At 28.4% G+C, this 14,917-nt stretch carries 13 protein-coding genes; 2 read left to right on the top strand and 11 right to left on the bottom strand.

Going from position 1 to position 14,917, the window contains the following annotated elements; translation table 11 throughout:
- Window positions 1–12: 12 nt before the first annotated feature.
- From ACJJVY_RS05490 to rplS, 6 genes are all read right to left on the bottom strand, one after another.
- Complete coding sequence (locus ACJJVY_RS05490) at window positions 13–843, bottom strand: DUF4249 domain-containing protein (protein WP_405605985.1); 831 nt, start codon at window positions 841–843, stop codon at window positions 13–15.
- A gap of 18 nt (window positions 844–861) precedes the next feature.
- On the bottom strand, window positions 862–3,240 hold the full coding sequence (locus ACJJVY_RS05485) for a TonB-dependent receptor (protein WP_405605983.1): 2,379 nt from the start codon (window positions 3,238–3,240) through the stop codon (window positions 862–864).
- Between the two features lie 45 nt (window positions 3,241–3,285).
- Window positions 3,286–4,743: a TolC family protein gene (locus ACJJVY_RS05480; protein ID WP_405605981.1), complete on the bottom strand. Its 1,458-nt coding sequence runs from the start codon at window positions 4,741–4,743 to the stop codon at window positions 3,286–3,288.
- Window positions 4,744–4,780: 37 nt separating this feature from the next.
- The gene (locus ACJJVY_RS05475) at window positions 4,781–6,136 is read right to left on the bottom strand and encodes an ABC transporter permease (RefSeq protein WP_405605979.1); all 1,356 of its coding nucleotides are present in this window, start codon (window positions 6,134–6,136) and stop codon (window positions 4,781–4,783) included.
- Complete coding sequence (locus ACJJVY_RS05470) at window positions 6,133–7,383, bottom strand: efflux RND transporter periplasmic adaptor subunit (RefSeq protein ID WP_405605977.1); 1,251 nt, start codon at window positions 7,381–7,383, stop codon at window positions 6,133–6,135. The genes ACJJVY_RS05475 and ACJJVY_RS05470 overlap by 4 nt, the downstream gene beginning before the upstream one ends.
- Window positions 7,384–7,581: 198 nt before the next feature.
- Window positions 7,582–7,932, bottom strand: coding sequence for a 50S ribosomal protein L19 (rplS, locus tag ACJJVY_RS05465; RefSeq protein ID WP_405605975.1), 351 nt, complete (start codon window positions 7,930–7,932; stop codon window positions 7,582–7,584).
- A 265-nt stretch (window positions 7,933–8,197) separates the two neighbouring features.
- Here rplS and ACJJVY_RS05460 point away from each other — a divergent pair, with 265 nt between their 5' ends.
- Together ACJJVY_RS05460 and ACJJVY_RS05455 are read left to right on the top strand one after the other, a co-directional pair.
- Window positions 8,198–8,899 carry a phosphatase PAP2 family protein gene (locus ACJJVY_RS05460; protein WP_405605973.1) on the top strand — a complete coding sequence of 234 codons (702 nt, stop codon included), beginning with the start codon at window positions 8,198–8,200 and terminating at the stop codon, window positions 8,897–8,899.
- Complete coding sequence (locus tag ACJJVY_RS05455) at window positions 8,899–10,398, top strand: ArnT family glycosyltransferase (protein ID WP_405605971.1); 1,500 nt, start codon at window positions 8,899–8,901, stop codon at window positions 10,396–10,398. Before ACJJVY_RS05460 ends, ACJJVY_RS05455 begins: the two co-directional genes overlap by 1 nt.
- Here the strand turns inward: ACJJVY_RS05455 and ACJJVY_RS05450 are convergent.
- From ACJJVY_RS05450 to ACJJVY_RS05430, 5 genes are read right to left on the bottom strand one after another with little or no spacing between them, the layout of a single operon-like run.
- A complete protein-coding gene (locus ACJJVY_RS05450; protein WP_405605969.1) occupies window positions 10,373–11,866 on the bottom strand; it encodes a glycosyltransferase family 39 protein in 1,494 nt (497 codons plus the stop codon). The genes ACJJVY_RS05455 and ACJJVY_RS05450 overlap by 26 nt on opposite strands.
- A 31-nt stretch (window positions 11,867–11,897) precedes the next feature.
- The gene (gene trmD / locus ACJJVY_RS05445; protein ID WP_405605967.1) at window positions 11,898–12,575 is read right to left on the bottom strand and encodes a tRNA (guanosine(37)-N1)-methyltransferase TrmD; all 678 of its coding nucleotides are present in this window, start codon (window positions 12,573–12,575) and stop codon (window positions 11,898–11,900) included.
- Between the two features lie 29 nt (window positions 12,576–12,604).
- Window positions 12,605–13,555 (bottom strand): succinylglutamate desuccinylase/aspartoacylase family protein, encoded by a 951-nt coding sequence (locus tag ACJJVY_RS05440; RefSeq protein ID WP_405605965.1) that lies wholly within the window; start codon window positions 13,553–13,555, stop codon window positions 12,605–12,607.
- A complete protein-coding gene (gene rimK / locus ACJJVY_RS05435) occupies window positions 13,545–14,420 on the bottom strand; it encodes a 30S ribosomal protein S6--L-glutamate ligase (protein ID WP_405605963.1) in 876 nt (291 codons plus the stop codon). The genes ACJJVY_RS05440 and rimK overlap by 11 nt, the downstream gene beginning before the upstream one ends.
- On the bottom strand, window positions 14,417–14,857 hold the full coding sequence (locus ACJJVY_RS05430) for an ATP-dependent zinc protease (RefSeq protein ID WP_405605961.1): 441 nt from the start codon (window positions 14,855–14,857) through the stop codon (window positions 14,417–14,419). Before ACJJVY_RS05430 ends, rimK begins: the two co-directional genes overlap by 4 nt.
- Between the last annotated feature and the right edge of the window lie 60 nt (window positions 14,858–14,917).

The raw sequence follows: 14,917 nt of genomic DNA, 5'->3' as shown, positions 1-14,917 counted from the left end.
CCTTGAACTCTTTTAGTCTTTCTCTACCAAGTTTATTGTGTAAGTATCGGTTTCTGAAATATGAAAATAACCTAAAGGAAAATTGTCTTCTTCTGTGGTATTTAGCATGTTACCTAACAAAGAAGAAGGTGTAGATTCAAACGGGCCTCCACCAGATTGCCCACTTTGACTGTTTAAAATTTCGAAATAAGTATAATATTCTTTCGTTATTCCTGATATTTTAAGCTGAACAGTTACTGGTAAATCAATTTCATCTTCGCTATAGAAGTAAGAGAAATTATATTCCGAGCCATTAAAAAATGTATCATCAGTAGTTGTATATAAGTTTTTATCGAAATTAAAAAGATAATAATTGTCTATAACAGGTTCATCTTTAAATGATATTTTTAACTCTGTTTCTTCTCCAGAAAATAAAGTTTCATCGCCTTGTGTAACACTTATAAAAGGTGTTGATTTTACTTTTGTTGCTTTCCCTTTATAAACTTCATTTTCATAAATAACCGTCAACTCATATTCTGTATCATTCACAGGTATAAAAGAAGAGGTTGGGTTGTAATTTCCATCATCATCTATGCTAGTATAGTTGATAATAGTATTGTCTGATAAATTAGTTAAATAGACCGTAGCAGTTGTAACTGCCGGTATTTCTTCGGCAAAATAATCTGCCGATAAAGAAAGTTTAATATTTGTATTTGCAGTTACAGGTTCTTCATCAAAATAAACTTCAAAAGATCCATCAATAATTAATTTCGGTTCAATAGAAGGCACATCAACATCTATTACTTTTTCACATTTAGAAAAAAGAAATATAAAAAGAACGAATATTATTTTTATTTTTTTCATCTGATTGGTAATAAATAATTAAAATTTAAAGTTATAAGTAACAGAAGGTACTAAACCGAAAATAGAAGTTTGTATCGCTTCATTTCTGTAAGTATCACTATTTTGAGAAAAACTTATAGAAGCTGCATTTTCTCTTCCGTAAAGGTTGTAAAACCCAAAAACCCATTCTCCTTGCCATTTTCTGTTTTTATTTTTTTCTGGAGTTAATGTTGCAGAAATATCTAATCGATGATAAGCTGGCAATCTATCTGCATTTCTTCTATTATCATCGTAAATAGGTACATTTAAACCTTGTATTTCGTATTGACCAACAGGGTAGTTTGTTGGTTGCCCAGTCTGGAAAACAAAGTTTGCATTAAACCTCCATTTTTTACTAAAATCGTAACTTCCGTTTATAGAAAAATCGTGTGTTTTGTCGTACGGAGTATTGTACCATTTACCAGCATTTATACCTGGTTCTTCTGCAGTTCTACCTTTTGTTAGTTGTTCTGATTTTGATAAAGTATAAGAAAACCAACCTTTAAATTTCCCTTCATTTTTTTTGATTAATACCTCTAAACCATAAGCTCTTGCTTGTCCGTTTAAGATAACGGTTTCAATTTCATCATTTGCAACTAAGTTGGCGCCATTTATATAGTCTATTCTATTCTGTATGTCTTTGTAAAAAGCTTCTGTTTCTATGCTATAATTTCCGTTTTTTAACGATTTAAAAAAACCTATTGCATATTGATCTAAAAGTTGAGGTTTTATATATTTTCCACTTGGTGTCCAAACATCTAATGGAGTAGGAGAAGAGGTGTTAGATAATAAGTGTAAATATTGTGCCATTCTATTGTAACTGGCTTTTATTGATGTAAAATCATTTATGGTATAAGATAAAGAAGCTCTTGGTTCTAAATTATTAAAACTACTAATTACATCACTTCTTTTAAATGTTTCTACTCCAATAGCTTCTGCAGATTTATAGATTTTAAATTCACTATCATAAATTACAGCTTCATCATTTTCATAGATATTTAATTCATCTTGCCCTAATCTTGTAAAATTACTAAAACGGATTCCGTATTGTAATCTTAACTTATCACTAACCTTATGTTCTGCATCTATGTAAGCAGCAAATTCATTGGCATATTTATCAATCAATTTATTAGCAATAATCCCAGAATCTTCTCTATTAGGAGCAATTTCACCTGGATTAAATTTGCTATAAATATCATTAATACCATAACTTAGTTTAAAGTTGTTGTTAATGTAATGTTTAAAATCGTATTTAATATTATAGTTTGTAATACCAGAATCCCATTTAAAACCAATAAAATCTAATGTTAATCCGTAGAAATAATCAGAATATATTAAAGATAAATTAGAGAAGAGTTTATCAGAGAAAAGATGATTCCATCTTAAATTACCTACTTTATTTCCGTATTCATTTACAAAGCTTTCATTGATACCAAAAACATCTTTTCCAAAATAACCTGAGAAGAAAAGGTTATTTTTATCATTGATTCTATAGTTTAATTTTGTGTTTAAGTCGTAAAAATAAGCTTGGTTATCATTATCGAAAAGTGGTAAAAATAAATGCGCATAAGAAGATCTACCACCAATTAAAAAAGAAATTTTCTCTTTTTTTATTGGACCTTCAATTAATAACCTTGATGAAACTAAACCAATTCCGCCTGTAACCTTAAACTCTTTGCTATTTCCTTCTTTTTGATAAATATCTAAAACAGAAGATAATCTTCCACCGTATTTAGCGGGAATTCCACCTTTGTATAATTTTACATCTTTAATTACATCCGGATTAAAAACAGAGAAAAAACCAAATAAGTGAGAAGAGTTAAAAACCGTAGCTTCGTCTAATAAAATTAAATTTTGATCTGCAGCTCCACCTCGTACATTAAAGCCAGAAGCACCTTCACCAGCGCTAGTTACACCTGGTAATAAGATTAAAGATTTTATAATATCCGCTTCACCTAAAACAACAGGAATTTGTTTAATTGTTGCAGATGTTAGCTTGTTTACACTCATTTGTGGTGTTCTAACATTCATTTTTTCTACATTACCTTCTATTACAATTTCATCTAAACTCTCAGCTTCTTCTTGTAGTTTAAAATTCTTTGTAATTTTTGTATTTAAACTTATAGTTTCAATTATAGAGGAATAACCTAAATAACTAACCTGCATTTTATAAGTACCTTCTGGTAGTGTTACAGAGTAAAAACCATACTCATTTGTAGTTGTACCTGTGTTTGTTTCTGGAAAATAAATGGATACTCCTATTAATGTTTCGTTGCTATTTTGGTCGTAAATAGTACCACTAATGGTGTATTTATTTTGACTAAAAGAAACAAATGTTAATAGAAATAAAAGAAAAGACAATCTTTTTAGTTGAAACATTTTTGTTTAATGTTTTTGTTTTTATTATGAACAAAAATACATTATTTAATTATATATAATATCTTCTACTTCAATTTTTTTATTGTTAATAAAATCATAGAGTGTTAGTTTTCTTAAAGTGTAATAATCTAACCAAAAATTTTCTAAAGAATTTAAGTATTGTAAAACAGATTTATCTTTTTCTTGGAGTGCTAAATTTAAATCCGTAATGGTTATTTTACCTAAAACAAATCTTTTTTTGGTAATTTCATATCTTTTAATAGCAATTTCTTGAGCTTTTTTTGCAGTTTCTAAAAAGTTACGCTGGTTTTGCCAATTAAGTACATGTAAGTAAATCTCTTGTTCAAACTCTTGTTCATCTTGTTCTACATTGGTATTTACTAAGTCTTTATTTGCTTCTACTAATTTTCGTTTAGATTTAGAAACTCCCCAGTCTAAAATAGGAATACCTAATGATAGACTTACATTTTGTTGTTGATTGTAATCTTGAAATAAGTTGTTAAAGACATTCCCCTGCTGAGATATACCAAAATTTGCATTTAAACTTAATTGTATTCTATTACTCCCTTTTACTTCTGCAACATTTCTTTCTGCTTCTAAACGTCTTCTTCTAAATTCTATAACCGCTTTTCTATTTGCTTTAGCTTCCTCTAATGCCTTTTCTACAGTAACTGTAAATGTTGATAATTCTTCGGGAACATTTAAAAGGAAATCTTCTGTATCCGTAGATAAGTATCTAGATAAATTTTGAGAAGTTCTTTTTAAATTAATTTCATTTGTAGTCAGTTCATTTTTAGAATTTAAAACAGATAGTTCTATTTGTAGTAAATCATTTTCTGCAATTTTCCCCATTTTAAACCTTCCTTTAGAAATAAGAAACAAGGTATCTTGGTTAGATAAGTTTGTAATAGAACTTTTAGTTTGTACTTGTGCTTTTAAAAGTGCAAAATATCTAATTGCAGTATTTAGAGATATTTGCTCCATATTTTCTATCAATTCTCTTTTGGCTTCTTCGTAAAGCATTGGTTCAATTTCTTTATCCCATTTAAATTGATTGTAAAAAAGTGAGTTTTGGCTGTAGTTGATAGAAAAAGGAACTATTGCAAATCCTGTTGAACTATTATCTCCAAAAACTTCAACTCTTTCTAATTGAGAACTAAATGAGACTGTACCACCGGTTAGTGCAATATTTTGGTTTAAAGAAAGCATCCCATCTATTCTAGATTGATTAGATCTTACAAAAATATCTTCTCCACTATCATTTGTAATTCTATTTACAGAGTTTAAATATTGAGGGATAGTAGCATCTAATCTTAATTGCGGTAAAAAACCTGCTTCATAATTTCTAAATCTCCAATAACTTGCTTGATTTTGATTTAGCACAGTTTTATAATCTGGAGAGTTTTTTTGAGCAATTTTTATAGCTTCTTTTAAGGTGATTTCTCTTTGGCTTGAAATAGAAAATGATAATAGTAAGCAAAAAATGATAAGTATCTTTTTCATCTTTTTATTTTTTTGGTTGATTATTTTTAGCAATTTATTACTCTGACCTTAAGGCTTCTATAGGTCTTTTTTTAGCAGCAGATTTTGCAGGGAAAATTCCAAAAGCTAATCCTACCATAACGGCTATAAAAAAGGAAGTTAAAATAGAAGTTAGTGATAATATGGTTTCTATACCAGAAAAGGCTTCTATAACATAAGCGCCTATAATTCCTAATACAATTCCTATAATTCCTCCTCCAACACTAATAAGAACAGACTCTGATAAAAACTGTAAAATAACATCTTCTTCAGTTGCTCCAATAGCTCTAATAATTCCTATTTCTTTGGTTCTTTCTAATACGGATGCTAGCATAATATTCATTATTCCAATACCTCCAATTAGTAAAGAGATTCCGGCAATAATACTAAGTACAATGTTGAAAATTTGCTTTGTTTTCTGTTGTTGTTTTAAAAGTTGAATAGGAATGCTAATTTCAAAATCTAAAACATCATTATGTCTTCGTTTTAGCATTTTACTTAAAACTTCTGCAGTTGCTTTTAATTCATCAGAATTAGATACCTGAATTGTTAATTTATCAATTTGATGATAATTACCTCTATAATTCTTCTTTTTAGGTCCGGTAGAATTTGTATTTCTAACATTTACATCATCAACAATTATTTTACGGTCTTTGTATCTTACTAAAAAAGTACTTGTTGGTATGTAAACATCCTCATTTAAATCTCTAATGCCTAAATTTTCTTGAGCTTTATCAGATATTAATTTTTCTTCTATAACACCAATTATTTGTAGCCAAACATCTTTAACCTTTATTCGTTTACCTATTGCACTTTCTCCTGTAAATAATTTTTTTTCTACTTTTTTACCAACAATACATACCGGTAATGCATTTATAATTTGGTATTTAGAGAATACTTTTCCTTTTTCTAATTCAATGTTTGAAGTTGTTAAAAAATCATTTGTAATCCCTATCAGTTTTACAGAATGTTGTCTTCCATTATTAATTACATAAGTATTTAATATAATTTCTGGACTTACAATTTTAACACTAGGTATGTGTTTTTTTATATTTTCTGCATCTAATACATCTAACCCCTTAGAAAACCGTTTACTTTCTGTTTTGTTGTTTTCTTCTTCATCTACTGCAAGATCATCATTTTTTTCATCGGGTATTGGTGTAACTACTATATTATTTACACCAACCAATTCTAATTGAGATAGAATTTCTTTTTCTGCTCCGTTACCAATTGCTAACATCGTAATTACAGAAGCAACACCAAAAATAATACCTAGTGCAGTTAAAAAAGTACGTACTTTATTGGTTTTAATAAACCAAAATGCCTCATGAAAATTAGATTTTAGTTTTTCTAAAAGTATTTTATCAATTATCATTTCTTTAAAGGTGTTATACTTTTGTCTTCTAAATTTTCTGGTTTGTTTAAATAAACCAAATCATTTTCTTCTAAACCTTTATTAATAATAATTGTTTCGTTATTAGATAAGCCTAATTCAACTTGTTTTTTTTCTATTGATAAGCCAGATTTTACATATGTATAACTTATAGAATCTTTAGAGAATATAGCTTCTAAAGGAATCATTAAAACATCATCTACTTTTTTAATAAGTATTTTATTAGCAGTAGTCATTCCTGGTCTAATATTTTTATTAGAACCATTAAGTTTTATTAATACTTGAAAAAGCTTAATATCAGATCCGGCTCTTGTTTCTCCTACATTAGCTACTTCTGTTACAACACCATCTATTTCTATTTCAGGAAACGCATCAAAACCAACCTTAACAGTAAGTCCCTTATTAATTTTTCTAATATCAACTTCATTACTATATGTTTTAGACTCCATTTTGGTTAAATCGGGCAAACTTGCAATTGCAGGTTCCCAGGGAGAAATGGTAGAACCTACTTTCTTTTTAGTACCGTTCCATTCTTTTACATAAGTTACCATACCTTCGTGTTCTGAGTGAATGGTGAAATTTTTTTGTAAATCTTGTAAATCAGCTATTTGTTTTTTTATTTTAGATACTTCTGTACCAACTTCAATCATTTTAGCATTTGCTTGATTTTTTTTAATTGAGTAATCTTCGGTTTTTTCTTTTAAATCACGTTCAAGCTTTTCAATTTTAATTTCTAATTGTCTTATAATTCCAGGAGCTTCATATTGAGATTGTTTAAATTCTAGTTTATTTTCTTCAATATCAAAGAGCAAATCTTTCATAGAATTTCTTTCCTGTTTTAAAGTAAGAGTAGTGTCTAATTGCTGCTGTGTATATTTAGATTCTGCCTTTTCTAAATTTAACTGAGCATCTAATATTTTACCATTCAGTTCAGACATGTCTAGCTTTCCAATATAATCTCCTTTTTTAATTGTGGTACCTTCTGGTACTAAATCTTGAATTTTTATATTGTACAAACCAAATCTCATTGCATTACTAGGACCATTAATTTGTATTGAACTAGTAGATTGAGCTTCACCAGAAATAAAGACCTCATTTATAAAAGTACCTTTTGTTACTTTAGAAGTTAAATAGGCTTCATCGTCAGATGTTCCTGCAAAATAGTTGTAAGTAAAATAGATTCCGATTAAAATAATAACGGAAATGATAGCAATTTTAATTTTAGACATTAGCTTATTTTTAGAGGTGCTACCAAATCTAATAAAAAAAATGCTTAAAACACTCTTTTTGTTTGTTTTAAGAAAAAAATAACTAGTCTAAAAAATAATCTGTAAATTAAAAAAGTGCTTTTAGTGAATAATTTTTGTTCATAAAAAAGGCGTTGTGAAATTTCACAACGCCTTTTTAATATTTTTGAATAAAAGAGATTATCTTCTTTTTTCAGTAATTCTAGCTTTTTTACCAGTAAGACCTCTAAAGTAGAAAATACGAGCTCTACGTACTTTACCTCTTTTGTTAACTTCAATTTTTTGAATAGAAGGTAAGTTAACAGGAAAAATTCTTTCTACACCTACAGTACCAGACATTTTTCTGATTGTAAAAGTTTCTGAAAGACCAGTTCCTCTTCTTTGTATAACAACTCCTCTAAAAAACTGAGTTCTTACTTTTTCTCCCTCTTTAATTTCGTAATAAACAGTGATTGTATCACCAGCAGCAAATTCTGCGAATTCTTTTTTTGTTACAAATTCGTCTTGTACAAATTTTACTAAAGATTCCATATCTTAATATATTAATGGTTTTTGAAAAATCAACATTCACGATTTCTTCGTCAGAGGTTAATTTAGCGGTTGCAAATTTAGGGTATTTTTTTTATTTGAAAACTAAAAGTTTTATTTTTTTTATATTAATTTTTGGTCTCTCTAAATTAAGAAAACATTGTCTTTCAAATAATTGTATTCTAATCGTTTATATAGGCTTAAAGATGTATTAATGTTATTGTTATATGGTTAAAATAGATTTGAAATCTAACCTAACAAATATAAGATGCAACAAGTAGTTCATTTAAATAGACGATTGAATAAAAAGTCGGACAAAAAAACGATTAATAAATTTATAAAAGTTAAAGATAATCTATTCTTAATGTTGCTAGATATAAAACAAGAAATAGTTATTATTTACAGTCTGTTTTTTCTATTGTCGTTAACTTCTGTTGTGCTTTTTAACAAGTTTACTTTACATTTAAAGATAAATCAATTTCACTCCTCTTTTTTTGATGTATTATTTAAATACAGCACTTTTTTAGGTGATGGAGTACTTTTTGCAATTTTAGGAGTTACCTTCTTTTTTATTAAAAGAAAAATGACTTATGTGTTTTTAGTAAGTGGAGTTTTAACTTTATTAATAACACATTTGTTAAAAAAAATAATTTTTAAAGGAATTTTAAGACCTGCTGGAGCTTTGGGAGAAGAAAGCTTGCATTTAATTGATGGTGTAAAAATGGCAATGATGAACTCTTTTCCTTCTGGGCATACAACTACGGCTTTTGCAATTTTTACCATTTTATGTTTGTATTTTTCTAAATGTAAATCGCAATATTTATGGATTTCTCTTGCAATTATAGCTGGTTTCTCTAGAGTTTATTTATCACAACATTTTTTAGTTGATATTTTTGTAGGTTCTTTTATTGGTGTTTTAATAGGTATTATTGGTATGGCAATTTTTAGTAAGCCCAAAAGTATATCTTAATGCAGTTATCTTATAGAAAATCAGCTTTTTTATTAATAATAATTAGTTTATTTTTTAGACTTTTTTGGGCAAGCCAATTAGAGTTTGGTAATGATGAAGTGTATTATTGGTTGTACGCAAAATACCCAGATATTAGTCATTTTGATCATCCTGCAATGGTTGGTTTTTTTATTCAGTTTTTTACAGCAAATCTTTACTTCGATTCTGAATTAGCAATTCGTTTAGCTGCAATTTTACCTACAAGTATTGCTATGTATGTTGTTTTTCTGATAGGAAAATACCTAAAAGATGACTTTGTTGGTTTTATAAGTGTTTTACTTTATAACATTAGTATTTACGGATTAATAATTTCTGGAACCTTTATTTTACCAGATTCACCAATGGTTTTGTTTTGGTTATTATCTTTTTATTTCTTGATACAAGTAATTCCTTATCAACCTAAAAAAGAAATTTCATTAAAATTATTTTTAGGATTTTTATGTATAGGTCTGGCTATTTATTCTAAATATCAAGCAGTCTATTTATTATTTGGTGTTGTTTTGTATGTGTTGTTTTATAATAGAAAATGGTTAAAGAAATGGCAATTTTATCTTGCTTTTATTTTTCCGTTTTTAGCTGTCGCTATTATTTATTATTGGAATTATCAAAACGATTTTATCAGTTATAAATTTCATAATAATCGAGTCTCTTTTTTCAATTTAAAATTTAATAAGGATTCTTTTCTAAGAGAAATTGTAGGGCAAATTGTTTATAACAATCCGTATATTTTTGTAGCTATTTTTTTGATGATTATAGCATTTATTAAGAAAAGATTCCTTTTTGATAAAAAAATAGTAAGTTTCTTCCTCTTTTTTTCAATTCCGTTAATTGCTACTACCATTTATTTGTCTTTTTCTAGAGATACTTTGCCTCATTGGTCGGGAATTTCTTATTTAACTTTAATTCCGCTTTTGGCAGTTTATATTTCATCACGCAAAAACATCAAAAGAAATTTAATAAGAGGTTTTATTTTTTTATCAATCTTACTAACTTTTATCACTTTAGAAATTAACAACGGATGGATTTTACCAGTTGAAAAATCAAACAAAAAAGAAACTTTAGGCAAAAAAGATGCGTTAATGGATTTGTATGGTTGGCAACAAGCGGCTAAAAAAGTGACCAAAGTTTTACAAGAAAATAATTTAACAAATTTGCCCATAATTTCTGATAAATGGTTTCCTGCGGCACATATCGATTATTATTTTGCAAGACCAAATAATATGTTGGTTTACGGAGTAGGAGCGTTGCATAAAATTCATAAATATTATTGGATCCATAAAGAAAATGCAGACGTAAACTTAAACGAAGTTTTATACATAACCGACAGTAGAAATTATAGAAAACCAGCAGAAGTTTACGGGAACCGTTTTAATCAATTTAATTTAATAGCAACGATACCAATTGATCGAAATAAAGAAACCGTAAAATATGTTTTTATTTATCAGTTGATAAAAGACTAGGCTTGTAATTTTCGCAATAAAAAACCCAAAATTTACGAGATTCCTTTCCGTTTACCTTAATGATTATTGGTGATAATTCGGTTACTTTATCAAAATAAGTATCTAATAAAGGGTGATGTTCTCCTTTTTTATCACTGTTTTTAAAACGTTTGTCAGAATCAATAAAAATGGCATTTTTGTTTTTTAAGCTTGATAAATCATCACCTAAATAATCGAAATGCAAAGCAGGTAAACCGATGATGTTTTGTGCATAAATTCTATCTTCCATAAAGAAATTTAAACACGCGGAAGTTTTATAATTATCATCAGAAAATACAAAAGTATCTGTTTTTTCTTGTTGTAAAAGGCTTATTTCTTCGGATAATTCTTTCCAACCTACCCAAGTGTCATCACTTTTTATCGGTGCCAAATAAAAGAGAATTTGTAAGCTAAAAAGTACATGAAAAACAATAGAAAAAATTACTTGAATTTTTAATAATTTCTTGCTGATAAACATGGCCGCTAAAATGATTCCTGTTATATAAGAAGGCATCATCCAATTTAATTTTACCCAATAAATAGGTGTCAATATAAAAAATCCAACAAAAGTTGGAACAAAAAATGCCAACAAAAACAAGGTTTTAGCTTGCGGAATTCTAAGTTTTAACAAGGCTCTTTTTACATATTTAAACGTAAACGTGATGAAAACTAAAAATAAAACGGGTAATAATAAGAACATTTGATGCCCAATTGCACCAAAGAAAAAGTTAGGAGAAAACTTAAACTCTGTAATACTATCAGTTCTACTTGCTCCTTGAAAAGCAAAAGAAGCAAACTCGTTTAGGTAATTCCAATACCAAACCGGGAAAGTTACAGCAACAGAAATAATTATAGAGATCCACAACCAAGGCGATATTAATAATTTTCTGTATTTGTTAGAAAAAAGAAGAAAAGCAAGCAAACCAATTTGCAATACAATGGCAGTGTATTTACTATCAAAAGCCAATCCCATTGCGATTCCGCCAAAGATCCAAAACCATTTTTTTTCTTCAAAAATAGCTTTGTATAAACAAATGATGCTCAATGTCCAGAATAATAAAAGTGGAACATCTGGCGTAGAATTAAAGGATAAAATGGAAATAAATAGTGTAGAAGCTAATAAAACAATTGCTCTTTGTAATTTTTTTGCTGATAAAAAGTAAGAAGCTAATTTGTAAAAACTTAAAATGGTGAGTGAAGTAATTATAAAATCTGCAAATTTGATAACAAAAATAGTTTGACCAAAAACATCTGTAAAAATTCTTAAAATATATCCAATCATTCCAGGATGATCAAAATACGATAAAGATAAATTTTGTCCGTATAAATAATAATAAGCATCTTGGGGCATTAAGCCCATAAACGGCAATAAAATCAGTCTAAATAATTGAAAACCTAAAACCCAAGAAAGGGCTTTATTGTTATTTATGAAGTTTTTTATTTTGTTCAAAATGTTCTATTTATAAATGATAAGAAATTGATTAATCTTCTAGTAAATCAGGTCTTATTTGTTCTGTTCTTTCATAAGCTTTTTCACTTCTCCAATCATCAATCTTAGGAAAATTACCAGATAATAAAATCTCCGGAACTTTCATTCCTTCAAATTCGGCAGGTCTTGTATACACTGGTGGCGATAATAAGTTATCTTGAAAAGAATCTGTAAGTGCAGATTGTTCATCACCAATAACACCAGGTATTAAACGTACAACGGCATCCACTAAAACGGCTGCGGCTAATTCTCCACCAGTTAAAACATAATCTCCAATAGAAATTTCTTTGGTAATGTATTTGTCTCTAATTCTTTGGTCTACACCTTTATAATGCCCTGTAAGAATTAAAATATTTTCTCTTAAAGAAAGTGTGTTTGCAGTAGATTGATTGAGCGTTTTTGCGTCTGGAGTCATATAAATGATTTCATCATACGTCCTTTCTGCTTGTAATTTTTTAATACAATTGGCAATCGGTTCAATCATCATGACCATACCTGCTCCACCACCAAACTGAGTATCATCAATTTGTTTGTAATTGCCCAAGCCATATTCACGTAAATCGTGAATTTTAATTTCTGCTAAACCTTTGTCTTTTGCTCTTTTTATAATAGAATGATTAAAAGGACTTTCTAATAAATTGGGAGCAACTGAAATAATATCTATACGCATGTTACAAATGTAAGTTTTTTGGTAATTTTTTACCCTTCTATACTAATATGAAATAAAGCATCACCTTTATTTACAATTGGTGTTTTGTTAATGCAAAATATATGGCCGTTAAAAGGAGCATAAACTCTTTTTTTAAACTCACCAAAAGGATCTTGAATAACACCAATTAATTCTTTCTTTTTTACAAAAGAACCATTTTTTGCCATTATTTTAAACATTCCAGAATGAGAGGTTCTTATCCATTTGGCATTTTCTACAAAAATTGGAGTTTCTCTAACCGTAATTTCTCCATCAATTAAGCCCAAGTGAATTAAAACATTTTTTGTTCCGTTTACACCTTCATTAATAATAGTAGGGTTTAGTTCTTTAGATTTTCCTCCTTCAAATAAAAGGATCGTTTTGTCCATTTTATTTAAAGTATATCTTAATGATTTAGAAATATTACTAGAGAAAACAATCATTGGTGGATTAAAAATTTTAGCCAATTCCAATCCTTTTTTATCTTCTTTAGCACATCGTATTTGTGCAATATTATCTCTATCTCCGCCACCTGTATGAAAATCAATTACATAATCTACATAAGGTGCAATTTCATTGGTGAATTGATATGCAAACTGACTTGCTAATGAACCGGTTTTAGAACCAGGAAACATTCTGTTTAAATCTCTCCCGTCAGGAAACTCTCTGGTTTGTATTAAATATCCAAAAATATTAAACACAGGAATACAAATAATAGTTCCTTTTTTTGGTTTATTTATTTTCTGACTGATGATTTCTCTAACAATTCCAACTCCATTGGTTTCATCTCCATGAACACCTGCTAATAATAAAACGACAGGACCATCTTCATTAGAACGCTCAATAATTACTGGAACTTTTACTGTTGTTCTTGTGTGTAGCTTTGCAACTTCTAAATCTAAAACAGTACATTTTCCTTTCGGAATTTCTTTTCCTAAAAGTATAAAAGGTTTACTCGACATGTATTTCTAAATAACGTATAATTTCTTTGGCAATATTTTTTCCTGTAGCAACTTCTATACCTTCTAAACCAGGAGATGAATTTACTTCTAAAACCAAAGGACCTTTTGAGGATTGTAACATATCTACACCAGCCACACCTAAACCTAAAGCTTTGGTTGCTTTTAATGCAGTTTTTTCCTCTTCGTCCGTTAATTCTATGACAGTTGCATTACCACCTCTGTGTAAATTAGAACGGAATTCTCCTTCTTTTCCTTGACGTTTCATCGCTCCAACTACTTTACCATCAACTACAAAAGCTCTAATATCTGCACCCCCTGCTTCTTTAATAAATTCTTGTGCAATTACTCTTGCGCCTAAACCATTAAAGGCTTCTAAAACAGAAGTTGCAGCATTTTTTGTTTCCGCTAAAACAACACCTAAACCTTGTGTACCTTCTAATAATTTTAAAACTAAAGGAGCTCCACCAACAGAATCTACAACATGTTCTACATCTTTTGTGTAGTTTGTAAAAACCGTTTTAGGTAAGCCAACACCAGCTCTTGCTAAAATTTGTAAACTGCTTAATTTATCTCTAGATCTTGTTAAAGCTATAGAACTTACAGAAGTAAAAACTTTCATCATTTCGAATTGACGAATAACAGAAGTTCCATAAAAAGTTACAGAAGCACCAATTCTTGGGATAATTGCATCAATATTATCTAAATATTCACCTTTATAAAATATTTTAGGTGATTTTTTTTCAATTTCTATATTACATTTTAAATGATCTACAACAATTACTTCGTGTTTTCTTTTTTGTGCTGCTTCAACTAATCTTTTAGTAGAATAAAGGTTGGGATTTCTAGAAAGAATTACAATTCTCATTTGGTTATATTTTTTAATTTAAAAGATAGATTTTTCTCAGCAATATCTATCACAAACTTGTTGTTTAAAAATTTTCTTCCTAATAATATAGGAAATTTCATGTCTTTTCTTTCACTTAATGTTAAATGAATAGGAAAAGTAGTATTAAAAATTACAATTTCAGTTTTTATTAAAAAACGGTTTTCAGAAATTCCATTAGAACTTTTTACAGCTTTAATATCGTAATTTTTTGTTGAAAATTCTTTGTTGTTGTATAAAGAATGTTCTGGATCTAATAACTTAAATTTAATAAAACTTACTCCATTTACAACGATTTCTTCTATGTTAGAACAATGTATTGATGAAGTATAAGCACCCGAATCAATTTTTAAATCAATTTCCTCTAAAGATAATTCAGGGAAATCTCCTTTATCAATTCTACCAATTGTAATTTTCATGCATGTAATTTAAAGAAAGTAAAATTAGCAATTGTTATTGGTTATGTAACAAAATAGTTG

This window comes from Polaribacter sp. Asnod1-A03 (assembly GCF_045063585.1).
Taxonomy (GTDB): Bacteria; Bacteroidota; Bacteroidia; order Flavobacteriales; family Flavobacteriaceae; genus Polaribacter.
Note: the sequence above shows the minus strand (reverse complement) of the source record. Positions and strands in the feature narration are given on the sequence as shown.